Annotated in this window: 23 protein-coding genes; 8 read left to right on the top strand and 15 right to left on the bottom strand. The window is 41.3% G+C overall.

Features of this window, described 5'->3' with window-relative positions; all coding sequences use genetic code 11:
• Positions 1-212: 212 nt before the first annotated feature.
• The 3 genes from asd to AC3Z9T_RS13120 are packed head-to-tail and all read left to right on the top strand — an operon-like array spanning position 213 to position 4,825.
• On the top strand, positions 213-1,124 hold the full coding sequence (gene asd / locus AC3Z9T_RS13110; protein WP_490126554.1) for an archaetidylserine decarboxylase: 912 nt from the start codon (positions 213-215) through the stop codon (positions 1,122-1,124).
• A gap of 33 nt (positions 1,125-1,157) precedes the next feature.
• Positions 1,158-4,499 (top strand): miniconductance mechanosensitive channel MscM, encoded by a 3,342-nt coding sequence (mscM, locus tag AC3Z9T_RS13115; RefSeq protein ID WP_490126555.1) that lies wholly within the window; start codon positions 1,158-1,160, stop codon positions 4,497-4,499.
• Positions 4,496-4,825 (top strand): hypothetical protein, encoded by a 330-nt coding sequence (locus AC3Z9T_RS13120; protein WP_490126556.1) that lies wholly within the window; start codon positions 4,496-4,498, stop codon positions 4,823-4,825. The genes mscM and AC3Z9T_RS13120 overlap by 4 nt, the downstream gene beginning before the upstream one ends.
• Positions 4,826-4,838: 13 nt before the next feature.
• Here the strand turns inward: AC3Z9T_RS13120 and AC3Z9T_RS13125 are convergent, their stop codons facing one another.
• The 6 genes from AC3Z9T_RS13125 to pldA form a co-directional block, all read right to left on the bottom strand.
• Complete coding sequence (locus AC3Z9T_RS13125; protein WP_490126557.1) at positions 4,839-5,630, bottom strand: tetratricopeptide repeat protein; 792 nt, start codon at positions 5,628-5,630, stop codon at positions 4,839-4,841.
• A gap of 251 nt (positions 5,631-5,881) precedes the next feature.
• Positions 5,882-6,601, bottom strand: coding sequence for a hypothetical protein (locus tag AC3Z9T_RS13130; protein ID WP_490126558.1), 720 nt, complete (start codon positions 6,599-6,601; stop codon positions 5,882-5,884).
• Positions 6,602-6,786: 185 nt separating this feature from the next.
• On the bottom strand, positions 6,787-7,596 hold the full coding sequence (yigL, locus tag AC3Z9T_RS13135) for a sugar/pyridoxal phosphate phosphatase YigL (RefSeq protein ID WP_490126559.1): 810 nt from the start codon (positions 7,594-7,596) through the stop codon (positions 6,787-6,789).
• 13 nt (positions 7,597-7,609) lie between these two features.
• A complete protein-coding gene (gene pldB, locus AC3Z9T_RS13140; protein WP_490126560.1) occupies positions 7,610-8,605 on the bottom strand; it encodes a lysophospholipase L2 in 996 nt (331 codons plus the stop codon).
• Between the two features lie 16 nt (positions 8,606-8,621).
• The gene (gene recQ / locus AC3Z9T_RS13145) at positions 8,622-10,448 is read right to left on the bottom strand and encodes an ATP-dependent DNA helicase RecQ (protein WP_490126561.1); all 1,827 of its coding nucleotides are present in this window, start codon (positions 10,446-10,448) and stop codon (positions 8,622-8,624) included.
• Positions 10,449-10,544: 96 nt separating this feature from the next.
• Complete coding sequence (gene pldA, locus AC3Z9T_RS13150; RefSeq protein WP_490126562.1) at positions 10,545-11,438, bottom strand: phospholipase A; 894 nt, start codon at positions 11,436-11,438, stop codon at positions 10,545-10,547.
• A gap of 163 nt (positions 11,439-11,601) precedes the next feature.
• Between pldA and AC3Z9T_RS13155 the strand changes: the two genes are divergently transcribed.
• The 4 genes from AC3Z9T_RS13155 (at position 11,602) to AC3Z9T_RS13170 (ending at position 17,029) form a co-directional block, all read left to right on the top strand.
• Positions 11,602-12,072: a thioesterase family protein gene (locus AC3Z9T_RS13155; protein ID WP_490126563.1), complete on the top strand. Its 471-nt coding sequence runs from the start codon at positions 11,602-11,604 to the stop codon at positions 12,070-12,072.
• Positions 12,073-12,226: 154 nt separating this feature from the next.
• Entirely contained in the window at positions 12,227-13,123 is an 897-nt protein-coding gene (gene rarD / locus AC3Z9T_RS13160; RefSeq protein ID WP_490126564.1) for an EamA family transporter RarD, read from the top strand.
• A gap of 733 nt (positions 13,124-13,856) precedes the next feature.
• Entirely contained in the window at positions 13,857-15,209 is a 1,353-nt protein-coding gene (locus AC3Z9T_RS13165) for an APC family permease (RefSeq protein WP_490126565.1), read from the top strand.
• Positions 15,210-15,310: 101 nt separating this feature from the next.
• Positions 15,311-17,029, top strand: coding sequence for an amidohydrolase (locus tag AC3Z9T_RS13170; protein ID WP_490126566.1), 1,719 nt, complete (start codon positions 15,311-15,313; stop codon positions 17,027-17,029).
• Positions 17,030-17,377: 348 nt separating this feature from the next.
• Here the strand turns inward: AC3Z9T_RS13170 and AC3Z9T_RS13175 are convergent, their stop codons facing one another.
• From AC3Z9T_RS13175 to lptM, 9 genes are all read right to left on the bottom strand, one after another.
• On the bottom strand, positions 17,378-17,965 hold the full coding sequence (locus AC3Z9T_RS13175; protein WP_490126567.1) for a hypothetical protein: 588 nt from the start codon (positions 17,963-17,965) through the stop codon (positions 17,378-17,380).
• Between the two features lie 350 nt (positions 17,966-18,315).
• A complete protein-coding gene (locus AC3Z9T_RS13180) occupies positions 18,316-18,903 on the bottom strand; it encodes a 2OG-Fe(II) oxygenase (RefSeq protein WP_490126568.1) in 588 nt (195 codons plus the stop codon).
• 185 nt (positions 18,904-19,088) lie between these two features.
• On the bottom strand, positions 19,089-19,730 hold the full coding sequence (locus AC3Z9T_RS13185; RefSeq protein WP_490126569.1) for a hypothetical protein: 642 nt from the start codon (positions 19,728-19,730) through the stop codon (positions 19,089-19,091).
• Between the two features lie 231 nt (positions 19,731-19,961).
• The gene (uvrD, locus tag AC3Z9T_RS13190) at positions 19,962-22,124 is read right to left on the bottom strand and encodes a DNA helicase II (protein ID WP_490126570.1); all 2,163 of its coding nucleotides are present in this window, start codon (positions 22,122-22,124) and stop codon (positions 19,962-19,964) included.
• Positions 22,125-22,181: 57 nt separating this feature from the next.
• Positions 22,182-22,898 (bottom strand): 5-amino-6-(5-phospho-D-ribitylamino)uracil phosphatase YigB, encoded by a 717-nt coding sequence (yigB, locus tag AC3Z9T_RS13195; RefSeq protein ID WP_490126571.1) that lies wholly within the window; start codon positions 22,896-22,898, stop codon positions 22,182-22,184.
• Complete coding sequence (gene xerC, locus AC3Z9T_RS13200) at positions 22,898-23,827, bottom strand: tyrosine recombinase XerC (protein ID WP_490126572.1); 930 nt, start codon at positions 23,825-23,827, stop codon at positions 22,898-22,900. Before xerC ends, yigB begins: the two co-directional genes overlap by 1 nt.
• The gene (locus AC3Z9T_RS13205; protein ID WP_490126573.1) at positions 23,809-24,513 is read right to left on the bottom strand and encodes a DUF484 domain-containing protein; all 705 of its coding nucleotides are present in this window, start codon (positions 24,511-24,513) and stop codon (positions 23,809-23,811) included. The genes xerC and AC3Z9T_RS13205 overlap by 19 nt, the downstream gene beginning before the upstream one ends.
• Before the next feature lie 16 nt (positions 24,514-24,529).
• Entirely contained in the window at positions 24,530-25,354 is an 825-nt protein-coding gene (gene dapF / locus AC3Z9T_RS13210) for a diaminopimelate epimerase (RefSeq protein WP_490126574.1), read from the bottom strand.
• A gap of 21 nt (positions 25,355-25,375) precedes the next feature.
• Positions 25,376-25,564, bottom strand: a complete 189-nt coding sequence (lptM, locus tag AC3Z9T_RS13215; RefSeq protein WP_490126575.1) for an LPS translocon maturation chaperone LptM — start codon at positions 25,562-25,564, stop codon at positions 25,376-25,378.
• A gap of 215 nt (positions 25,565-25,779) precedes the next feature.
• Between lptM and cyaY the strand changes: the two genes are divergently transcribed.
• Complete coding sequence (cyaY, locus tag AC3Z9T_RS13220) at positions 25,780-26,097, top strand: iron donor protein CyaY (protein ID WP_490126576.1); 318 nt, start codon at positions 25,780-25,782, stop codon at positions 26,095-26,097.
• Positions 26,098-26,102 lie beyond the last annotated feature (5 nt).

Raw genomic sequence — 26,102 nt, forward strand, 5'->3', positions numbered from 1 at the left:
TTACATTTTATTATGTAAATGGCTCACTGAATAGTAAAGATTTTTCAGCCTATTCATTATTTCGGCACCCACAGGTAAAATGCTGCCCTTCGAAAATAGAGTGTGTGTGGCAGCAGTCAATAGAAGTTGTGAAATAAATGGGTATCCACCTTCCCATCAATACTTTCAGTGACTATTTTACGCTAATTAGTGTTTAAGAATTTGAGGTTAACGTGCTAAAGAAAATTAAAATACGTTTGCAATATATGCTGCCTAAACAAGGCCTTACTCAACTAGCAGGCTGGTTTGCAAGTCGAAATGTTGGCTTTGTTACCCAATGGGCAATAAAACTTTTTGCCAAAGCATATAAAGTGGATATGAGTGAAGCACAGAAAAGTGAATTCACCGCTTACGCAACGTTTAACGATTTTTTTGTTAGGCCATTAAAGGAAGAAGCACGTCCACTGGTTGCAGGTAGCCACCAATTGGCGCAACCTGCCGATGGAGCAGTAAGTCAGTTAGGTACAATCCAAGATGACCAAATCTTCCAAGCCAAAGGCCATAATTACACGGTTGAAGCTTTACTGGCAGGTAACTACTTGTTAGCGGACAAATTCCGTAATGGTGATTTTATCACCACCTACCTCTCTCCAAGTGATTATCATCGTGTCCATATGCCATGTGATGGTTTATTGACTGAAATGATTTATGTACCGGGTGATCTGTTTTCCGTAAACCCACTCACCGCGGCCAATGTGCCTAATTTATTTGCCCGTAATGAACGTCTTATTTGTGTTTTCAAAACCGAAATGGGCACGATGGTGCAAATTCTAGTCGGTGCCACCATTGTCGGTAGCATAGAAACTGTGTGGAGTGGTTGCGTAAACGATCAACGCGAGGGGGTGGTCAAGCGTTGGACCTACCCTGAGCAACTCACTGAAAATGCAGTATTCCTGAAAAAAGGCGAAGAAATGGGTCGCTTTAAGTTAGGCTCGACCGTTATCAATCTCTTCGAACCTAACGTAATACGTTTCAATCCTTCGTTGATCCCCGGTTACGCTACGCGTATGGGTGAATTACTGGCTGAAGTGGTCTCTGATAAGGCTGACACTGATGCAACTATTAGCCCGATTGAAACTCAGTAATACGACATTAATAGCTTGAAGGAGCTCCTGACTGTGCGTTTGATTATCAGTTTTTTTTTCAGCCTGCTAATCGCCTTCTCTGCGGCTGGGGCTTCAAATACTACGCAAAATGAAGCACAGATTAAGCAGGAGCTAGCACAACTTGATCCAAGCAAAAACCCCAAAGATGCTGAAATTGCTCAAGCATTGCAAGGGGCGTTAAATTGGATCAATGAAGCTAATGACTCTGACGCGAAAGCAAAGTCTTATCAAGAGGCTATTGATAACTTTCCCAAAATTATTAAAGGGTTAAGGCAAAGTTTGCTTAATGAGAGCGATGAGCCTAGCCCTATTCCATCCAATATTGGTTTATCTGAACTTGAACAGCAAATTGTTCAGGTTAGTAGCCAACTGCTTGAGCAAGGCCGTAAAACTCAGCAAGAACAAGATAAAGGCCGTGAAATCAGTGAGTCACTGGGTGCGTTACCCCAACAACTGTCTGAGTCACGTCGGTTACTTTCTGAGGCTTCTTTTCGCTTACAATCATTGAGCACACCAGCTACCCCACTCGCAGAAGCACAAGCTATGCTTGCTCAAGCCGAAGTGAGTGCTCGCAAATCAGAAGTAAATGAATTGGAAATGGCGCAGTTATCTGCGAATAACCGCCAAGAGATTTCGCGTGTCACATTAGAACTGAATAAAAAGCGCTATAGTCGCCTAGAATTGGAGCTACAGAAGCTACGTGAAGTACAAAGTACTCTGCGTCAGCAAAAAGCAGTGTTAGCCTTAGAACACACAGAGATGCTTGCTGAACAGGGTGAATTAACCCCTTTTCTGAAGGAGCAAATCGATGTTAACCGTAAATTATCACAAGAACTGACTGACCAAGCTGTTCGTATGAATAGCATCAGCGCCAGCCAAACTGAAATCTCTTCAGGTATACAAGATGCGCGCCAAGCACTGACAACAATCCGTGAACAAGCCCAGTGGCTTGATGGCTCAAGTACATTAGGCGAAGCATTACGTACTCAGCTATCACGCTTACCTGAAATACCTAAAAGCCAGCAGCTCAATCGCGATATGGCTGATTTACGGGTACAGCGACTAAATTATGAAGACACCCTTGAGCGCTTATCTAAATTGGATATTGCCAGCCAAGAAACTGAAAATAATTTAAATGCCGCACAAGCACAGGTATACACCTCACTGATCAAAACGCGTAAAGAACTGCTGACCGCACTGATCTCCGGTTTTGATACCGAAATGCTGGAGCTAACTAAACTCAATGTCGCCACCAGCCAGCTCACCGATGCCTTAAAAGAAGTTAAAGACGCGTCACACCGCTATCTGTTTTGGGTTGCTGATACACCGCCAGTAACGCTGCACTATCCCGTACTTTTGATCACTGATATCACTCAGCTACTTTCTTTAGATACCTTGTCACAGCTGACAGGCGCTTTAGAAGTCATGCTGACAACCCAAGATACCTTCTTATATTTACTTGGCTCGATTATTTTAGTGATTTTCAGCATCAGCACACGTCGTCATTATCAGGACTTCCTTGATCGCGCAAGCCTACGGATTGGTAAAGTCACTCAAGATCATTTTTATCTGACTGTACGAACCATTTTTTGGTCGATCATTGTTGCATTACCTTTACCAATGATGTGGTCAGCCATTGGTTATGGGCTACAAAGTGCTTGGCAATACCCAATGGCTGCGGCAATTGGCTATGGCGTTAGTGCCACAACCCCTGTATTGTGGCTATTTATGATCAGTGAAACCTTTTCACGCCCTACTGGTTTATTTATTTCCCATTTCGGCTGGGACAAAGACTCCGTCAAACGCGCGATGCGCTACTATCGTCTCGCAATTTTTGTGATAGTACCGTTGATGATGGCACTGATCACCTTCGAGTATTACAGTGATAGGGAATTCGCCGCCACTATTGGTCGTTTCTGCTTCTTACTGCTATGTGTTGCTTTAAGCTTAATGACCAATAACTTACGTCGCACTCAGGTTCCGCTCTATTTAGATCGACATGGCTCAGGTGATAACCTGATCAACAAAGCACTCTGGTGGATGCTACTAATTGCACCTGTTGTCGCAGCATTTTTCTCATTGTTAGGTTATTTCTCAACCTCCCAAGCCTTATTGGGTCGCTTGGAAACCTCAGTGGCAATTTGGTTTGTATTGCTCATTGTTTACCATGCAATTCGTCGCTGGATGTCAATACAGCGCCGTAAGTTAGCCTTTGAACGTGCTAAGCAACGCCGTGCTGATATCTTAGCGCAACGTGCAAAAGGGGAAGAAGATTCACAGTTACCTAACGCAAGTGGTGAAGGAACGATAGATATTGATGAGCAAGTCATTGATCTTGATGCAATCAGCGCACAATCAGTTGGGTTAGTCCGTTCGATCCTGACCATGATCGCTTTGGTTTCATTGATTTGGCTATGGTCTGAGCTGCATACTGCGTTCTCTTTCCTCGAAAATATTCGTTTATGGGATGTGACCTCAACGGTTAACGGTGTCGATACCGTTCAACCGATTACGATGGGGTCAATTTTCATTGCCATATTGGTTATTATCGTCACTACACAGTTAGTCCGTAACTTACCTGCATTACTTGAACTAGCAGTGTTGCAACATTTAGATTTAACACCCGGTACTGGCTATGCTATCAGCACATTAACCAAATATTCTCTGACCATCATCGGGACTATCGTAGGCTTCTCAATGTTGGGGATCGATTGGTCTAAATTACAATGGCTAGTCGCTGCGATGGGGGTAGGTTTAGGGTTTGGCTTGCAAGAGATTTTTGCCAACATCATTTCTGGCCTAATGATTTTATTCGAAAAGCCGATTCGTATCGGTGATACCGTGACCATCCGTAACCTGACAGGCAGTATTACAAAAATTAATACTCGAGCAACAACGCTAACGGATTGGGATAGAAAAGAAATTATTGTACCAAATAAGGCTTTTATCACAGAGCAGTTTATTAACTGGTCTCTAACTGACACCATCACCCGTATTGTGATGACCATCCCAGCACCTGCTGATGCAGATAGCAAACTGGTGACATCAACTATACTCAATGCGGCAGAACGCTCGACCATGATATTAGAAAACCCAAATCCAGAGGTCTATTTAGTTGATCTTCAACAGGGTATTCAAATTTTTGAATTGCGCGTTTATGCAGCCGAAATGGGACACCGATTACCTGCTCGCCACGAGATCCATCAAAACATATTGGCTGCATTTGCGGAACAAGGCATTCCTCTGCCATTCCCACCATTCCAAGCACGTGTGGATGTTCGAGAAAACTCGCTACAAAGTGCCACCAATAATCTTTCAAGCCGTAATCCTGCACGCAAGTCAGGTGAGTTATGAAAACGGTGGTAACCCCACAAGATGAGCTGACTCTATTACGAGTCAGCCAATTTGAAAAAATTGGCTCTATCCTGTTTTTTCTTATCCCATTGGTGATATTACTGGTTGTGGGTAAATCTTTTGCCGTCAATATACTGTACCTATGGCAACTACTAACTTTGATCTATATTGTGAGCTATCGATTATTAGTGCGCAAATTATCAAGCCAAGAGTTGCAGCTAAGCGTACGTAGAGGTTGGGGATATAATCGTTTTTACCGAATGAGTTGGGCTTATCTCGTATTATCGGTGATTATCATAGTGGGATACCGATTGATATCCCACTAGCCGAATTTAATCGTTAGCCGGCTTTAAAACCATACGTTTGAATATAGTTGTCCGCTAATTTTTGCGCCTGTTTTAATTCATTATCATTAAGTTGTGACGCTATTTTCTCTTGTAAGCGATGACTTTCTTTATTACCGCTATATACGGCGGTAGCTAGCCATGCATACGATTGTTGGAGGTTTTTCTTCACCCCCTTGCCTTCTGAATACATCACTCCAAGACGATCTTGAGCCTTTGCATCTCGCTGTTTAGCTGCTTTGCGGAACCAAAAAACCGCTTTTTCATTATCCACATCAACGCCACTGCCTATTGTATACATTTGACCAATATGGAACTGGGCAATCACATTTCCACCCTGAGCCGCTTTTCTAAACCAATAGGCGGCTTTATCGAGGTCTTGAGCAACACCAAGCCCCTGAGCATACATCATAGCCATATTGGTTTCGGCACGGGTATCGTTATTCTTTGCTGCCTCTTCATACCACAGCATGGCTTTATCATAATCACGGCGTACACCGAAGCCATTCACATACATAGTACCAAGTTGGAACTGCGCATCTGAATTGCCTTGATCGCCTGCTTTGATAAACCACTGTGCAGCCATTTTAGAATCTTGTGATACACCTTCACCTTTAAAATAGCGTTGGCCAAGCAAATACTGTGCGTTTACATCACCTTTTTGTGCTAACTGGGTGATCTGCTCAATAGTCTGTTGAGTTGGGGCTGAGGTATTCGAGGGTACAGCAAGTAATAGTGAACTATAACAAACAGAACCTAACAATAATGCTAACGCTATTTTTTTCATCCTAAACAACCCTCAACAGTGCAAAAAACCGACTGAGAAAACAGTGTGCTCCTTAGTTATCGGCAAATCGTGACTAAGCTATAGGCTGGGCTTTGCAGACAACTGCTAGATAGTTTAATGCGACTTTTAAGCAGAAAGAATAGGAAAATTGACTTTATTGCCAATTCCGCACATTTTTTCACATTCGTTGTAGAAATAGAGATAATTGTGAATTAGTAAGGTGTAGAACACACCTTACTAATAAACCAAGTCTATGGCTTAACGTGGCACAATTGTTGAGGTAAAAACACATCCAATGAAGTATCTCTGTTGCTATTGCTGACACCATCTTCTATTGGTGCTAGTGCATTGATATAGCTTGAAAGGCCATCACCTACTTCAACTGACACATGTGTAATATCCCCTAACACAAGGTCACGGGGGACTTTTCCTGTAGATATCGACATATCGAGAATAGCTCTGATTGGTTCAAGGTCATTGTTAAACTTTTGAAGCTCATCCAATAAGTTATGTCTTGATTCGATTAATGATTGCATTTCAACAAGAAGCCCGCAATAAGGCTCTTGATAATCATCTAACATATCGCCCAAACTTTCCTTGAATTTATTTAAATGTTCATATTTAGAGAGTGATATTTGTAAATCACCAGTTTGACGTCGAAGCTGATCTTCTTGAGCAATATTAAATTGCACAAAGGCCATATCATGCTCTTCAAGCGCATTGATAAATATATTTTGTTTCATTGAAATTAAATTAAAAAACTGTTTAGTTTCATTTAAATCACGTTGAATATACCTCATTATCGCATTAAAAAACTCAAAATCCTCTACATTAGCTTCATTAGCAGTATCACTAAATGCTGCCGCTGCTTTTTCAGCTAATTGGTTAACCGCGTCTTCATACAAATAAGTAGAATTATCAAGTTTTTCTGCACTTTCCCGGATGTCTTTTACTATTTTTTCTATATCCATATTATTTCCTTATAATGTGTAAATGCTAATTTAGCCTGTATAAAAAACAAGCAAAACTAAATTACACCCATTTTATGGATATTAAAAATTCAATATTTATATGCTTTCAATTTTATTATTAGCATAAAAAATAAAAAAAGCAGAGTTTTTTATTTCCTCTGCTTTTATTTAATTAATAATGCAATTTATTTTGCTAAATAAACTTTTTGTAAATAATGCGCCACCGCATCATCAGCATTCGAGCCAATAATTTCCAGCTGAGGCAGCTCATCTTTTAACATTTGATGTGCATTATCCATGATGCAGCCTTTACCTGATAAAGTGAGCATCTCTTTATCATTCATGCCATCACCAAATGCGATGCAATCATGAACTTGGTAGCCTTGGAGCGCAGCAACTTGCTGTAAAGCTTCACCTTTTGACACCACTCCAGCCATCACTTCAAGGCAACTACGTAGCGAAAAAGTCACATTGACGCGATTTTGCCAACGTTCACGAATGCGATGTTGCAGATCAACCAACATATCGTGATCTTCACTGGTGTAATACACCTTACACACATCTGAAGTATCAAAATTGTGGCGATCAAATAGGTTATATTGGAAGACGGATTCTTTAAAAAATTCTTTCTGCTCTGGGCTTTCACGGTTAATAAACCAGTCATCACCACCATAATAGTTGGTGATCAGATCTGGGTGATCAAATTCCATTAAACACAGCTCATGAGCGATATCGGGATCAACATTGTGCTTAAAAATCAGCTCACCTTTGGTGTTATGCACTCGTGCACCATTGGAGGTGATCATATAAGCATCAATACCAAGTCCATCTCTAATTTGTGCCACATCGACATGGTGACGGCCCGTGGCAAACACAAAATGGATATCTTGTGTATCAACGAGTTGTTTCAATGTTTCCTTGGTGAAAGGGGTTAAATCATGATTGGGGGATAAAAGTGTACCGTCCAAATCAGAAGCAACAACAGGATATTTCATACTTAATTCCTAGCTAATACTGCTCAAAAAAATCACAGATAGCATTCAGAGCCATGGCTCTCAGTGCATCCACTTCAAACAGGATTTCATGGTGTGCCCCTTCGATGACGAGGGGTAATTTTTCTTCTCTTCCTATTTGTGCTTTTTGCCGACTTTGACAAAAAGCCTGTAGCTCTCGATTGCTGACCACTTTGTCTTCGCTGGCTTCTAACAGCATCAGTGGTACATCAATTTCTCCCGCTTTAGCAATTAGCTCATCACCAATCGCAAAACTTTCTTTTAGCCAATGGTAGGTGGGGCCGCCAAGGCGTAATTCAGGGTAATCAGCGTAATAGCGTAAATAGCGCCGATAACGCTCCTGACTGTGTGTCAGGACATTAATTAAATAAGGTAATGGCTGCCATTTGCCTGTCGAAACAGCATAATCCGTGCGCACACTAGGGTGTGATTCTGCCCTTTCGACAATAAAACTCGCCAACCAATGTGGTATGGGTAAATTAATGCCAATCATCGGTGCACACAATGCGGCGGCATCAAATGTGACCTTATCGCGCAATAAATAACCTGCAAGTATAGCACTACCCATTGAGTGGGCTAAAGCATAACATTTGAGATAATGCCGACATTGCACTTCAAGTTCAACAAACTTCGCAAAATCATCAATATAGTCAGTGAACTTTTCAACATGACCTTTTTGTGGGTCATCTAACATGCGCCCCGATCGTCCTTGCCCACGATGATCAATAATAAAGACATCAAAACCTAGATGATAAAGATCATAAGCAACTTCAGGGTATTTGACATAGCTTTCACTACGCCCAGGCGAGATGACAATAGCTTTGTCATGTTGAGAACAAGTAAAACGTACATAGCGGATCGGTAAACCATCAACCCCCAAAAACTCAGCCTCTTCACGTTGCAGCCAAAAATCTAAAAGAGGCCCGTTGGTAAATGCAGAAAATTGCACTTCTCGGTTTAACCAACTCTCTTTTAGCTTTTCAGGGGTCATTGTGGCTATCCTTTCGTCATTCATAACCTTCAAGATGATCTCGGATTAATGCCATAAAAGCATCACCAAAACGCTCTAGTTTTTTCTCTCCCACGCCATTAATTAATAATAATTCCACAGGAGAGGTTGGGCAGTGTTCTGCCATTTCAATCAACGTAGCATCATTAAATACAACAAATGGCGGAATGTTGTCTTCATCAGCAATAGATTTACGTAGTTTGCGTAGCTTAGCAAATAACTTCTTATCATAATTGCCTCGATAAACTTTGTTTTGCTGATTACGGCTTTTTGTCACTAATACACGTGGAACGGCAAGCTGCAATGTCGTTTCACCACGTAATATCGGCCTCGCAGCCTCAGTTAATTGTAAAGCAGAAAAATGCGCGATATTTTGTGTGATCATGCCAAGATGGATTAATTGGCGGATCACGCTCACCCAATGCTCATTGCTTTGATCTTTACCAATACCATAAACAGGTAATTTATCATGACCTAAATCACGAATGCGTTGGTTGTTCGCACCACGCAACACTTCAACAATATAGCCAATCCCAAAACGCTGACCAACACGATAAATACATGAAAGAGCTTTCTGCGCGTCCACCAGCCCATCGTATTGTTTTGGTGGATCTAAACAAATATCACAGTTACCACATGGGGTCTGTCGGTTTTCGCCGAAATAATTAAGTAAAACAAGCCGACGGCAAGTTTGTGCTTCTGCAAATGCCGCGATCGCATTAAGTTTATGGCGTTCAATATCCTGTTGTATGCCCACAGGTTTTTCTTCTAAACAACGGCGCAACCATGCCATATCGGCAGGATCATAAAACAAAACTGCTTCAGCTTCGACACCATCACGCCCTGCTCGACCTGTTTCTTGGTAATACGCTTCGATATTACGTGGAATATCGAAGTGGGCAACAAAACGTACATTGGATTTGTTAATCCCCATACCGAAGGCAACCGTTGCCACAACTATTTGCAGGTTATCTTTTAAAAAAGCGTCTTGTACCCACTCACGTTGCTGACTATCTAGCCCTGCATGATAAGCTGCAACGCTCAAGCCCCGTTTTTGCAAACGCTCCGCGGTATCTTCCACTTTACTACGACTATTGCAGTAAATAATACCCGCTTTACCTTTTTGCCCTTTAATAAAAAACCATAGCTGATCGAGCGGCTTGTATTTTTCAACTAAGGTGTAACGAATATTGGGCCGATCAAAGCTGCTAACTTGGATTAAAGGATCATGCAGATCTAATAAACGAACGATGTCTGCGCGCGTGGTTTCATCGGCTGTCGCAGTAAGCGCCATCACAGGCACATCGGGGAAATGTTGCCTTAACTGACCTAACGCACGATATTCAGGACGAAAATCATGACCCCATTGTGAAATACAATGCGCCTCATCAACAGCAAGTAAGCCAATTTTCCAATTCGCTAGCTGACTCAGAAAATAATCTGTTAATAGCCGTTCAGGTGCAACATACAGTAATTTAAGGTCACCACGAGCACATGACTCCATCACTTCTCGCTGTTCTTGAGCGGTCTGAGATGAATTCAAGCAGGCAGCGCGAATACCATGTAAGCAAAGTTGGTCAACTTGATCTTTCATCAGAGAGATCAGCGGAGAAACCACTAAAGTCACGCCCTCTTTAACCAGTGCGGGAACTTGATAGCACAAGGACTTACCGCCACCTGTAGGCATTAATACCAGACAGTCACGGTTATCTAAAATGGCATGAATAACCGCTTCCTGCCCAGGGCGGAAAGATTGATAACCGAAAGTACTGTTGAGTATGCTTTCAGCCAGTGACAATTGGGAGATCACTTCAGCAGTAGACACGCGGATCCTCAAATTACAAACAGATAGCTGCCCAATCGAGCAGCTAATGATAAGTAGCGGGTTTAATTCGTCATGCTAGCAAATAACGGCTAGTGACTAAAGCATATCATTCAGCATTACACCAATACCAAAGCGTGTTTGCCGATAATTGTAATCAATCATCGATTCACCATAACCGCTAAACAGTTGGGTATAGAGCCTAACATGCTTAGAAACTGGGTAACTCCAGCCAAGCTCTGCTGCCCCATAACCGGTATTCCAGTTATAGCGACCTGTTGCGCTGATCACACTATCACCCAGCGCATAGCCCACTTTTAAGCGATAATAGCCCATGTATTTAGTGATGTCTTTATTGTCATCACTGCTGTCACTCTCAGGGAGGCGATACCAAGGTTTCAGATCAACTTGCCAATTGCCATTTTGTGCCATTGCGCGTGCATAAATACGGTTCCAGCTACGTGATGTTGGATCTGAACGACCATTTGACTCATGGTTAAACCCTGTTTCGAGCTCACGTAGTGTCCAACCGCCTAGCTGATAATCTGTTGCCCAGCCAATAAAGACTTGCGGCTCATAGTTAGTTTCACGAAATGGTGACGACTCTTTTTTATTACTTAATTGCCACCAAGAACGTTGAGTATAGGATGCCGCTAGCACTGAGTTATCCCCTGCAATCCCACGCCATAAAGGGAAGGCTAAACTCAGTTGGAATTTCACTTCATCATGCAATGCATCTTTACCCCAATCATAACTTTTGATCGCTTCTTTGTTCATTGATGAGGTATAAGTGTAAATAATGTAGTTTGATTCGTAAGGGTACAGGACAAATGGATTATCATAATTTTGCAACAACCCGGAAATGATACTCCCTCGGACAGGGGAGTTATGGTTGGCTTCTGTGGAGGATGCTATATCAGTATTTTCGGCCGCAACCAATGAAACAGACCAAAAACAGAATACAGCCCCAAGTAATTTATAAAGAACGCGCATCCTATCATTCCTATTTTGAAATAAGCTCAAATGTAAATTTCATTTCATTCTACACGCAAATTTTGATGCCTGCTGAAAGATTATTCATTGCTTTGTTAGAGACATATTTTATACATAGTGATAACTTATTATTCACATTTTTAAAGGATGAAAAGGATTGAAGATGAATGACCGTACCTACACATTAGAAGAAGCTACCAAGCTCATGAGTGATGCGTTTATCTATAAGATGCCTTTTAATCACCTTTTGGGGATTAAATTGGCTCATATGACCGATGATTTTGTCCAATTAACAATTGATAATCGACCCGAGCTGATTGGTAATTTTACCCAAAACATCCTACATGGCGGTGTTATTGCTTCCATTCTAGATGTTGCAGGGGGAATGGTTTGCATTAATCGGATCCTCCAGCGCATCACCCCATTAGTACATCAAGATATTGCCGATAAAATGTCAAAAATGGGCACAATCGACTTGCGAGTTGACTACTTACGCCCCGGCCGCGGTGAAACATTCACAGCGAGTGCTAGCTTGCTGCGAGATGGTAATAAAATCGCTGTCACCCGTTGTGAATTACACAATGAACGTAATCAACACATTGCGACAGCAACGGCAACTTATCTGATTGGATGAAAACAAAAAGTAAAAATTTAGTTACTTGGTAAACTAATAGCTTGTAAAAAAACCCGCACAATGTCACATTATTGAATCATAAATTGAGCCTACTCATAACTAGGCTCAATATCTCGGAATCACATTACCTTTAGTCATCTATTCAGAGTCAATAATGAGCCAGCAAAATACCACCAAGGGCGTATTATGTGCCTTGGGAGCCTATTTAATTTGGGGTGTCGCCCCCATTTATTTTAAAACGATCCAACAAGTGCCGGCAGAAGAAATACTGACTCACCGTATTATCTGGTCATTTTTCTTTATGTTGGTGTTATTAACTGCCACCAAACACTGGAGCTATATGCGCCAAGTGTTAAAACACCCAAAGAAAATCCTTGTATTGGGTGCAACGGCTGTCACCATTGCTTCCAACTGGCTAATTTATATTTGGGCCGTTAACAATGGACACATGCTACAGGCCAGCTTAGGTTATTTTATTAACCCATTAGTTAACGTGCTATTTGGCATGCTATTTTTGCAAGAGCGATTCCGTCGCATGCAATGGATTGCAGTAGGATTAGCACTAACCGGTGTTTTGATCCAGTTATGGCAATTTGGGTCAGTACCCGTGATCGGGTTGAGTCTAGCCGTCACTTTTGCAACCTACGGTTTATTACGTAAAAAGTTAGGCGTTGATGCACAAATTGGTATGACATTCGAAACATTATGGTTGTTGCCAGTTGGGGTCATTTTCTTACTATTCTTTGCTGATAGTCCGACAAGCAATATGATGATGAATGATTGGCATTTAAATATCTTGCTGATCCTCGCAGGCGTTATCACCACGGTGCCACTTTTGCTATTTACAGAGGCAGCAAACCACCTGCGGTTATCGACGCTGGGTTTCTTCCAATATCTCGGCCCAACCATCATGTTCCTTCTGGCAGTATTTATCTACGGCGAGCAAATGACATCTGAGCTATTGGTGACCTTTGGCTTTATTTGGGTTGCATTAATTTTGTTTACCTTAGATGCGTTGTATACTCAACAAAAGTTGAGAAGAGCAGCTTAATACTTTACTAATATGGCTCTTATTAGTTTAATAATAAGAGCCAAGTTTCATTTTATGGAACAGTAATTATTAGTTTACTTTATCTATTTTGTGAATAAATAAAACATTACCAGACAACTTTAAACTAAATTAATTTTAAATAGCTTATTTCTGGTTAAAATAAATCATTATCATTTCCCTTAAAGAAATAATCTTCTGCAATTAACTAGAGTTTTAACCATCATTAGCTAAAAATAAATAATAACCATAAAAATCAAATAACTATATCCATTTTACAACTATTGATTTAATCAAAAAATCCGTTATGATGAACCTTATCTAAAATCCGCTTCTGATTAACCTCAGAAATAAAATCAACCCTTTGAATTAGCATAATATTTTTATTTTTTAAAATAAATGATTGCGTAATAAACGCATCATCACTATATTGTACGCCGCTTGTATTCACCCCAGCGGATGGTGATGGTCCGATTCATCACTGACGTTTCATTAAAGTGCGCACGATGACATATATATTAATGATGTCCTGGTGCGAGGTTTTCTGAAATTGAATACAGGTCGGTTCTAAAATTTAATTTAATACAATAATGTAGCATTATGACCGATGTTATAAGCCCTCCATTATTTCGGATACAGTAAGCTATGGTTCGAAGTATAACGGGTCAGCTACATGCAAGGTTCACTCTTATATAAGAGTTGATGGTTGTTAAAGGCTTTTGGGAAGGGCTTAAAAATGCAACAGAATACCGTTCAAATGAAACGTGTACTGACCACGCCTGCGTTAGTTTTCTTTGGGTTGGCTTATATGGTGCCACTCGGGATTTTCACCACCTATGGGCAAGTTACAGTGCTAAGTGAAGGCCATTTGCCGATCGCTTATCTTGTCACACTAGCCGCCGTTCTATTTACTGCTATGAGCTATTGTCGTATGACCAGCGCGCTACCGCTTGCTGGCTCAGCCTATTCGTACGTACAAAAAACATTTGGTGGTACACTCGGTTTCTTAGTCGGTTGGGCGCAATTGCTTGACTACTTATTTCTACCGATTATTAACTACATCGCCATTGGGATCTTCGTTCACGAAGCCTTCCCAAATATCCCGATGCCAGTGATTATCTGTAGCACTATTGCGATTGTCAGCTTAATGAATATTTTAGGGATCAAATTGGTCTCTTCGATGAATATGCTGATTATTGCAATGCAAATCGTCTTTATTGCCGTGTTCTTATATCTTAGTTTTAAAACTAACTTTGTATTAGATACCGATGCACTGCTAGCGCCTATTACATTAGCTTCAGACCAAATGCCTGGGCTATTTGCTGGAGCCGCTGTACTCTGTTTGGCTTTCTTAGGTTTTGATGCTATTTCAACCATGGCCGAAGAAACCAAAGATGCACGTAGCGCACTGCCAAAAGCCATTATCTACACGGTATTTATTGCCGGCACACTGTTTGTGGTTATCTCTTATAGCGCACATTTAAGCTATCCGATGTGGCAAGATTTTATCCCAAATACCGATGTGGCTAGCCTTGCAGTGATGAAGCAAGTGGGTGGCGCAATGATGGCATCTAGCTTTATTACTGCCTATGTGATTGGTGTATTTGCTTCAGCAATGACCTCACAAGCCAGTATCGTGCGTATTTTCTACGCTATGGGTCGTGATGGGGTGTTACCGCGCTCGATCTTTGCTTACCTGCACCCAAGGCTGAATACCCCTGTGTATTCAATTATTTTTGTCGCTATTGCTTCACTGCTTTCGCTGGTTCTGTCATTAAGTATGGTAGCATCAATGATTAGCTTCGGCGCATTGATTGCATTTACCTTTGTAAACTTGTCAGTGATTAAGCACTTCTACATTGACCGCAAAGAAGCCTTAAGTGGTAAAAAGTTAATTACTTGCCTGATTATGCCGTCAATTGGTGTCATACTGACTTTATGGCTATGGACAAGTTTAGATAAAGAAGCCTTTACGGTTGGCCTATGTTGGCTGGCGGCAGGTGCTATTTATTTAACCTTACTCACGCATGGTTTCAAACGTCGTCCTCCGGCAATTTCGGATGATGAGACGAATATGATTATCAACTAAGTTCTCGATAATCATTAACTCGGGGGAGCCATTGTCTCCCCCGTTGCTTTTTTCTTTCGGCTCCATACTGCTTGAGCCCCCTGATAAAGACTGTGATAGAAATGAATAATAAAGTTGCTGATGTCATTTACTTCAACGGTTATATCTACACCGCCGATCAACAAGATAGCGTTGTAGATGCCATTGCCGTGCAAGATGGCTATATTATCGCGAGTGGTACTTCAGAAGCGTTGCACCAGTACGTGGGGCCAGAAACCGAAAGTATCGATTTAGAAGGCAAAATGATGATGCCTGGCATCATCGATGGTCATATGCACCCATTTTGGGGCGGTATTCAACTGTTTGGTTGCCACCTCAACTATGAGTCGCTAACCATTGAACAAATCTTACAACGCGTCCAAGATCATTTAGATAAAGACCCTCGTACAGGGGAAAATGATTGGTTGAAAGTCACCGCTTGGCTTCGTCAAGGCATGTTACCTGCGGGTATCGACATGTACCGCGAAGACATGGACAAATTGAAAACCAATCGCCCTGTGGTGCTGTTTTCTAATGACTGCCATACACTACTTGCAAATAGCCGTGCATTAGAACTGTTTGGGATCACCAAAGACACGCCTGAGCCACCAGATGGTAAAATTGGTAAATATGACAATGGTGAGCTGAACGGTATTTTAGAAGATGCCCCTGCAATGCGTGCAGCTGACAGTATTCCCTCAATTCGTGATGACCAAGCGGTTGAAGTTGCTGAACTAGTACAAAAAGTTCTTAATCAGCAAGGCGTCACCACGGTGATGGATGCACGTGTTTCAGAACAACAGCTTGAAGCTTTCGCTGAATTACAGCGCCGTAACGAACTGACATTACGTTTCCAAGCTGCTCGTGAAATCACCCCTGACGAGACACCGAATGTGGCTGCGGTCGCTGCTGCCGTTGATAAGGCGGTTGCCTTTGCGAAAAAATGGCACCAAGCCGATTGGACGCCAGCACCGGGTATCGGCTTACGCAATATAAAAATGTTTGTTGATGGTGTTTTACAGTACCCAACCATGACCGCTTCATTGTTACAGCCGTATCGTATTAACAAAGGCAATGATAGCGCACCAAATTGGGTTGAAACAGATAACTATGGTGACCTCTATTTCACAGCTGAGATCCTCGATGAGTTAATGGAAAAAATTGCCGCGGCTGGCTATGATCCGCATTTGCATACCGTTGGCGAAGGCGCAGTTTCTATCGTTCTTGATGCGATTGAAAAAATGCGTGCGGCACATCCAGAAAAAGACATTCGCCCAGGGCTTGCGCATAACGAATTAGTACATCCAAAAGATTATGAACGTTTTGCTCGTTTAAAAACCATTGCTTGCCTGTCGTTCCAATGGGCAGCACCAACACCTGAATTAGCCGCTTTCGAGCGCAATATGTTAGGTGAAGAGCGTTTTGAGCAACTAGAACCGATCGCAAAATTTATCGATGCAGGTGCAGTCGTGGCGTTTGGGAGTGACTGGCCAATCGATGATTTTGACGAATGGTATGATCTAAAAGTGGCAGCGACACGTCGTGGTCGTGATATCAATGGTCAACCTGCACCACGCTTGGATAACGACCGTGATATGAGCGTGATCGAAGTACTGCGCTCTGCAACGATTGATTCTGCATTTGCGCAGCATCGTGAAGATGTGATTGGATCACTCGAAGCAGGTAAATTTGCTGATATGATCGTGCTTGATCGTAATGTATTTGAGATCCCAGCAGACGATATTGAAAATGTGAAAGTTTTACGCACGATTATTGGCGGTAAAACGGTGCATATTGCTTAGTTGTAAATAAAAATAAGTTGCATATGATTAATAACAGCATGTGCAACTTTAAGTATGACGAATATATTAAATAGCTTATGTTATTATGATTTTCATTTACAAATTAAACTATGTTGGCGCGCTTGAGGAGTGTTGCTTACATTTCCCGCCATATCAATCACCTTGAGAATAATTTTAATTTAAAAATCACAAACCAAAATATATTAAGAAAGCAGTATCATAGTTTTAAACTCATGATAAATAATAATATTTAATTATTATTATAAAAAGACCGCCCATTTATATCAACAATAAACAAAATCTTTCAAAGCTAATACCATCATTTAATAGCAGTATTTTTTATATCCGTTATTTAACACTAAAGAAATCATAATGTTCAGCTAATGCATTTTCATTATATCTGTAATAGCCGGTGGTTATGTCATTCGTGCTTCCTACATTAATGTTCTCAAGCAAAAATGATACATCAATTGGCTGTGGGTTAAGAGACTCATATCGTTTATTGCTTGATTCTATATATTCCACAATACTTTTCCCAAAAGCCATTACATTTGTAGTCAATTCTTCTTCACCTGGCCCAAATAGGACATTTAATACAGCCTGTAATGCAGCCTCATCCGCTAGATTGATATCATGACCGCTCACATTCAAAAAAACCTGATATTTATTATTAATCCATTTTATGCTAATCCCGAACATTTCATCAGAAACAGATTCAAAATCCGGTTTTTCATGTATTCCATTTAACATAGTACTTTCCTGATGGCGAGAAGATAGAAATCCCCAAATCTTATCCATACCATTCGACATTTCATTATACAAACTAGGACTATCTTCATATTCAAGAATAGTATTTTCTAAAGTATCTATAGCTTTTTGAACGTTACTCCATGAATTATTCCATTCTGCATTGACTGACTCTTTATAATTACTCATAGTACTTCACCTTATTAACTTAGAAGTTTTCTTTATTTATTAAATTAAAAATCAATAAAATAGCTATTGATATAGTTATATCAACACCAACCTACACTTAAGCTATAAATACATGACATGATATTTCAAACCGTTGAATTAAAAATTAAACCATGAGCATCTCCATCTGATTAATTAAGACTAAAATAACATAGCGATAATTTTAATAATAATTTATTATTTGTATAAAAAAGAAAATTAAATTATTTTTCTTAACAATTACATATTTTTTATAGGATAGGCATTAATATTGCCAAGGAGAATATCTGTATCAGCCCACCCCTATTCGGGGTGGCTTTGTGAGATAAGGGTCAAAGTATTTTTTCAGTTAAAAACCAACCGGCAATACTTTCACGCTTTTTCTGAGTGGGCAAAACTTCATGAGGAAAGTTTTCAGACATAAATACAATCATCCGCCCAGCTAATGGATCGAGCCGAAAGAGCTCTTGGTCTTGCAAGTCATACACCACAAGCTCACCACCATCACCTGACTGCCACTCTTCGTTTAAATAGATCACCGTAGTGACTTTACGAATCCCTTGGCCTTGGAAGTTATCAATATGCTTTTTATAAAATGCGCCGTTAGGGTAACGGCAAAAATGGGTTTCAAAATCACGCAGCCCCATATAGCACTGACGATTTAACTCCTCGCGAATAGAGTCCATTTTATTCATATATTGCGTAATAGGTGCGCCCATTTCAGGCTCTAACCACACCGTTTGATCACCACGAATGGTTTTATTACCTTGTAATGACGATTTATTACCAATACGCGCATCTTGCAATGCAATTTCAGGGATGCAATCTTTGATTGCCTGACGTTGTTCAGGGGTCACAAAGTCATCCCACACATACCACCCATTAGTGGCGAGAGAATCAATTAAGTTATTCAATGACATGATAAATACGAGAAAGGTTTTTCGGTATGATTTTATACGTTACTGAGTGGAAAATTTAAAATTAAAAACTTAAATCTTGATGATTAGACTCTTAAATCAAAGTAACCATCCATAAAAAAGACACTAAAAGATGCTCATAGAATAATGAGCATCTTTAATTCAAATGAGTTTGTATTATTTAATAATTAATGAGTTACACCACAAAATGCCGTGCGACCAGCACAGAAATGTTGACGTGATGTTGATACTTGCAGGGTTACTTCACTTGAAGAAGCACTCACGCCATCTGAAGGGCTGTTAAACCCAGACATATTTTCACTAAGTTGCACAAACTCTGTAGGTATAGAGCTTCCCTTAAATTTAGCAGCATCTGAATCATAATTAATATCTGCATTACGTAGCTCATCTTTTAGACCTTCAAATGCCATTTTCGCTTGCATGACAGCATTCCATGTCTTAGGAGAAAATTTATCTGTAATAGTATCGAGTGTGAAATCAACACTAAAACTTTTTATTGGATTTTCAAAACGTGTTAATTCTTCTTTGCCTGTAGCCACTTTTTTTAATGAACGACGATGATGACTTACATGACTCGACATCGTTTTTCTTTCAAAATCCATTCTCTCCAAAGAGTCACTCATATATTTAATCAGATCGGCATTATTATCATGACCGCCAATATAACGATTAGACATTAACTCTTTAAGTTCTAAACGTAACTCTTTAATTGCCAAATCCATAGCATCTTTATAATCAAAATGTTTATTATTTATTTCCTTATAACTTTTCTTATAATCTTTATACATACTTTCTTTTTTAAAATCCATTTCATTCCCTTATTTTTATGGTGAAAACATTGAGTTATATCACTCAAGATCAAAAGTCAATATACGCATAAAAATAGCCCTAAACAAATTTTTATTTTATATATTAAGAAACTATCAAATGAAATTATTTATTTAATAGTTAATAATAACTAAGCATATAATAAACGCTCAAATTTATTTATAAAAGTGAGCCTTTATTATAATTACCTAATTTTTTCGCATAATCAAAAACTACACATTCTCCAGCCGTGCATACGATGCCACCAACCATTTAATGCCCTGACCTTGAAAAGCAATTTGTAAACGGCAATGCTCACCGCTACCTTCCAAGTTAATAATGGTGCCTTCACCAAATTTAGGATGAACTACACGTTGACCTAATGCATAGCCTGAATCATTCTGACTGATTGGTGTGCCAAGACGCTGATGATTTACAGGGCGCGAAACCGTTGCACGTAAACGCACTTCTTCCACACACTCTGTTGGCAGTTCAGCGATAAAGCGTGATGGTCGGTGGTAAACTTCTTTACCATATAAACGACGACTTTCTGCGTAAGTGATCGTCAGCTTCTGCATCGCACGTGTAATACCCACGTAGGCTAAACGGCGCTCTTCTTCCAAACGACCACTTTCATCCATCGACATTTGACTTGGGAACATGCCTTCTTCCATGCCAACAATGAATACGATTGGAAATTCAAGACCTTTTGCTGAGTGTAATGTCATCAGCTGAACCGCATCTTGATGTACATCAGCCTGACCATCACCCGATTCCAAAGCCGCATGAGAAAGAAACGCCTGTAATGGCATCAAATCTTGATCTTCGTCTTGATAACTAAAATCACGCGTTGCGTTGACTAGCTCTTCCAAGTTCTCGATACGCGCCTGCGCTTTTTCGCCTTTTTCTTGCTCATACATCGCACGCAAGCCAGAGTCGTTAATCACCCGATCCGCTTGCACATGTAATGGCATTTCTTGGGTTTCTTTGGCTAAAGCATCAACTAGCTCTAAAAAGCGCTCAATCGCCGCTGCTGCGCGACCACCCAGTACTTGCTCACGCAATAAGTATTCACAACTTTCCCATAGCGTGAGTTGCTGGTCTCGAGCGGTTTGACGAACAGTATCCAAGGTGCGATCGCCAATGCCTCGAGTAGGTGTGTTAACGACCCGTTCAAAGGATGCATCGTCGTTACGATTAGCAATTAACCTTAAATATGACAAAGCATCTTTGATTTCTTGGCGCTCGAAGAAGCGTTGACCACCATAGATGCGATATGGCATTGCACTTTGGATCAGTGCCTCTTCCAATACACGTGACTGGGCGTTGCTACGGTATAGCATGGCGCAATCTTGCAGTGCACCACCGTTTTCTTGCCATTGTTTGATGCGGCTCACCACATAGCGTGCTTCATCTAGTTCGTTAAACGCGCAATAGAGGGAAATCGGCTCGCCATCGCCGCCTTCAGTCCACAAATTTTTACCTAAACGATCGCTGTTATTGGCGATCAAGGCGTTAGCTGCTTTCAAAATATTGTTGGTAGAACGGTAATTTTGCTCAAGGCGGATGGTTTCTGCGCCGGGGAAATCATTTAAAAAGCGCTGAATATTTTCGACTTGTGCACCACGCCAGCCGTAAATTGACTGATCGTCATCACCCACGATCATCACTTTGCCAGTTTCACCTGCTAAAACACGGATCCACGCATACTGAATGCTATTAGTATCCTGAAACTCATCCACTAATATATTGGTAAAACGCTCACGATAATGTTGTAACACATGCGGTTTGTTCAGCCACAGTTCATGGGCGCGCAATAGTAGCTCGGCAAAATCTACCAAACCTGCACGATCGCATGCCTCTTGGTAGGCTTGATAGACTTTCAACCAAGTGCTTTCAACTGGATTACCATAGCTTTCAATATGTTGAGGACGTAGCCCCTCATCTTTTTTGCCGTTGATGTACCACATACCCTGACGTGGCGGCCATTGCTTTTCATCTAGATTCATGGCTTTGAGTAAACGGCGGATCAAACGATATTGGTCATCACTATCTAAAATCTGAAAGTCTTGCGGTAACCCTGCATCCAAATAATGCTGACGTAATAGGCGGTGCGCCAAGCCGTGAAAGGTGCCAATCCACATGCCACCTTCGCTCGAGCCAATCAATTGGTTGATACGATGGCGCATTTCTGCTGCCGCTTTGTTGGTAAAAGTAACCGCCATGATCGAGAACGGTGACGCATGCTCAACGGCCATCAACCAAGCAATACGATGCACTAGCACACGTGTTTTACCGCTCCCTGCACCTGCAAGAACTAAGAGATTGGTACGTGGAGCAGCAACCGCTTCACGCTGTTTATCATTAAGACCTTCGAGCAGATTAGAGACGTCCATAAGTACCATTAAGCTAAACAGCGAAATCAATCACTGTGTTTATATACAGAAAAATGATTATACCAGCGACAACAAAGAAGCCAATCGACAAATTTCAACATGTGGCAATAAACGGACATCTTTTTCTTTCATCAACGTTTTATTGTCACTATTGATCCAGCACGCTTGCATACCACTACGAATAGCCCCTTCAACATCCGTCAGTAAGTTATCACCAACGTGAAGGATAGCATGTGGCTCCAGTTCGAGCTTTTGCGCTGCCAACCGATACATATCACAATACGGTTTCGAACGACCATCAGGGCCGGCCTTTAATACAAACTGAAAATATTGCCCAAGCCCACATGCGCTGGGTTCTGCATTACCATTAGTGATCGCCACCAGCGGTAATTTTTCAGCCAATTGCGCTAATATTTGATGAGTTTCTTCAGGCACATTGATTTGATTTCGCCAGTAGGTGAAATGAGCCATAATGTCATCGGCTCCTTTTTGAGCCTGTTCACGGCTATAACCATAGTGGCAGAACATCATTTTTGATGATAACCAGCGCCAACGCGTAATATCATGGCAAATATCAGGTTCTTGCTCTGCGACGATATTGCGAAAGGTATATAAGTCATCATTGGTAAAATGATTAAATCGCGGGTCATATTCACGGACAAAACGTAATACTTCTTCTTCCGTTTTATCAATGACCGGATGGTTATCATATAAAGTATCATCCAAATCAAAGGTCATCGCTTGGATCGGTGATAACGGACGGTAAAAATGCATTAAGATTTCTCCCTTTTTGCTCTGGGATGAGCTACATCATAGACGTTTGCCAGATGCTGAAAATCAAGGTGTGTATAGATTTGTGTTGTCGATAGATTTGCATGACCGAGTAGCTCTTGCACACCGCGTAAATTACCACTTGATTCAAGAATATGTGTTGCAAATGAGTGGCGCAACTTATGAGGGTTGATATGACTATTCACCCCTTGCTTGATGCCCCACTGTTCAAAGCGTTTTTGTACATTACGATTAGAAATACGTTTACCACTTTGCGTAGAAATAAAAACGGCATCATCTTCTGGATCATACAATTCACGCATCTCCAGCCAACGCTCTAACCAGCTCACTGCGGTTTTGCCCATGGGGATCTTACGTTCTTTGCTACCCTTTCCCATCACTCGAACTTCACCAGTGGCCAAATCTAAATGGCGGACATCCAAGCCAACCAATTCAGACAAACGTAGCCCCGCACCATACATCACTTCTAACATGGTTCGGTCACGAACGACTAACGGATCGCCACTGTCCATATTCAGTAATTGTGCAACTTCATCGACATCCATATTCTTTGGTAGCCGTTTTTTAGCTTTAGGTGCGTGCACCGATTTTACAGGATTGGCAGGGAGCTCCCCTTGCTGAACCATCCAATCGCAAAAACTACGTAAAGCAGATAGACGTAATGCCATACTTGCTGCTTGTAGCCCTGTTCGACGGCTTTTCGCGGCAACATTACGTGCTTTTGCCGTATCTAATTGCTGCCATTGCGTCATTTTCATCTCATTGAACATCCCAACGACGGTGGTTAATTGGCGCCGATAATTAGTAATGGTGACAGGGCTCAGTCGACGCTCAACCTGTAAATAACGTAGAAATGATTCGACTTGGATCATCAGCCCTTGAGGCTGAGTAGCTAGAGGCGTTCTATCCATCGACATAGCAACCTCGGTAAGATTTGGGCAACTTTTTCTAACATCACAGTACCCATTCCAGATTGGTAATGGTCACGGTCTCGACTCGTAAAAATGACCATGCCAGACTCACCATGATGCCCAAATAAAGAAACAGATACTGACCCTACATTGGTCGCATTAGGTAACAATAATTGTATTTCTGGGCCATTTAAACGCCCTAAATAATTAGTTCTATCACCAAAGCGTTGAATACGTATGGACTCAAATGCACTGCGTGATACCACTAGCGCTTGTGCATCCAAAGGCGCAGAGAGACGCCAACAATCACTAAATAAGCGTACGGAGGCACCTGATAAACCTAGCTTTTTAGCCCAACGGTTTAGTGCGGTTAGCATGCCACTCAGGCTTTCAGCCATCGACATGTCAATCACTAAGTATAAGAGTTCATCAAATAACTGACCATTTTCATGTGCCTGCTCGACCATGAAACGAATATCTTGCTCCAGTTGTTTGATTTTTAAACGTTGGCGGTTCATCACTGCTTCAGGGAGCGAAATCGCCCCCTGTATAGCATGTGGAACCAGAAGATGCTCAACGATCGAGGCATTACGGATAAAGAAATCAGGTTGTTCCTGTAAGTACTGCAACACTTGGCGCTCATCTAATTGATGAAGGCTTTCTGATGCAATTTTCGTTTTATCCATTCTAACCTCTTAATCACTAAAGCTGTAAAACCCCATCATACACATGGCTAGTTGGGCCAGTCATATATAATGGTGTGCCTGGGCCATCCCAACTGATGTCGAGTGAACCACCCGGTAAATCGACTTTAACACGGTTTGCCAGCAACCCTTGTTGAATACCAATCGCAACCGCAGCACAAGCCCCACTACCACACGCCTGCGTTTCACCAGCACCACGTTCATAAACACGTAAACGGATGTGGTTTGCATTCACCACTTCCATAAAACCGACATTGACGCGCTCAGGAAAGCGTTCATGACTTTCCAATACAGGCCCTAAAATTTCCACTTCAGCAGTGTGCACACTTTCAACTTGGATCACACAGTGAGGGTTACCCATTGAAACGACACCGCATAACACTGTACGTTCTAATGCACGAATGATATAGGTTTTTTCCGCTTTGATGGCACGAAATGGAACCTTCTGAGGCTCAAACTCAGGCTCACCCATGTTGACACACACATCATCGTTATCATTCACAGTGAGAACCATACGCCCAGCTTGCGTGCTAACTTTAATTTTCTGTTTATTGGTTAGCCCTTTAAGTCGCACAAAGCGAGCGAAACAACGAGCACCGTTGCCACATTGTGCAACTTCGCTGCCATCTGCATTAAAAATACGATAATGGAAATCTAAATCAGGATCATAAGGCGCTTCAACCAATAACAATTGATCAAAACCAACACCCGTATGCCTATCCGCAAGACGGCTAATCAGTTCAGGGGAAAAATAGACGTTCTGTGTGACGCCATCCACCACCATAAAATCATTACCTAAGCCATGCATTTTAGAAAATTGCATATTCCGCTCCATCGCAGCAGCTTACTGAGGATTTGATACTGATGCAGGCGATTGTGTCGCCGTATTGTCTTGCGTTTTAGGCTCTACATCTGACGTTTTTGTCGGTGTCGCCTGTTCTTCAGGTGGAAAATAAAGAGGCCCTTTTAAACCACAACCTGAAAGTGACAATAAAATAATAAACGCAGATAGCCCAACTAAACTTTTTTTCATGATGTTTCGCCTGTAATACATACTTTTGACGTCTGAATATAGCTAACAGATTAACAGGTGTGCTTGTGCAAATCACTATTGTTCATCAATTGAAATGTGATTTTCTTCCCTATCCACAATGTGATAACCACCTGAAAAAGGGCTGATTGACCCTCATCCACTTTCCCCCCTATAATTTCTATTAGCAAATTATTTGAGCAGATAGGAATTTAACCGTGAATGACAGTGAATTTCACCAACTTGCAGACACAATGATGTCATCCATTGAAGAACATTTGGATAACTATGATGGCGATGCTGATATTGATTGCGAGACAAATGGCGGTGTAATGACGCTCAGTTTCGAAGATGGCAGCAAGATCATCATCAATCGACAAGAACCTTTTCATCAAATATGGCTAGCCACCAAACAAGGCGGTTATCATTATGATTATAAAGATAATCATTGGGTATGTGACCGCTCAGGCCAGCGATTTACTGACATGTTAGCGCAAGCCATCGCTTTTCAAAGTGGTGAGCCGTTTACTTTTTAATTATT

It is taken from the genome of Providencia sp. 6390, from assembly GCF_058148425.1.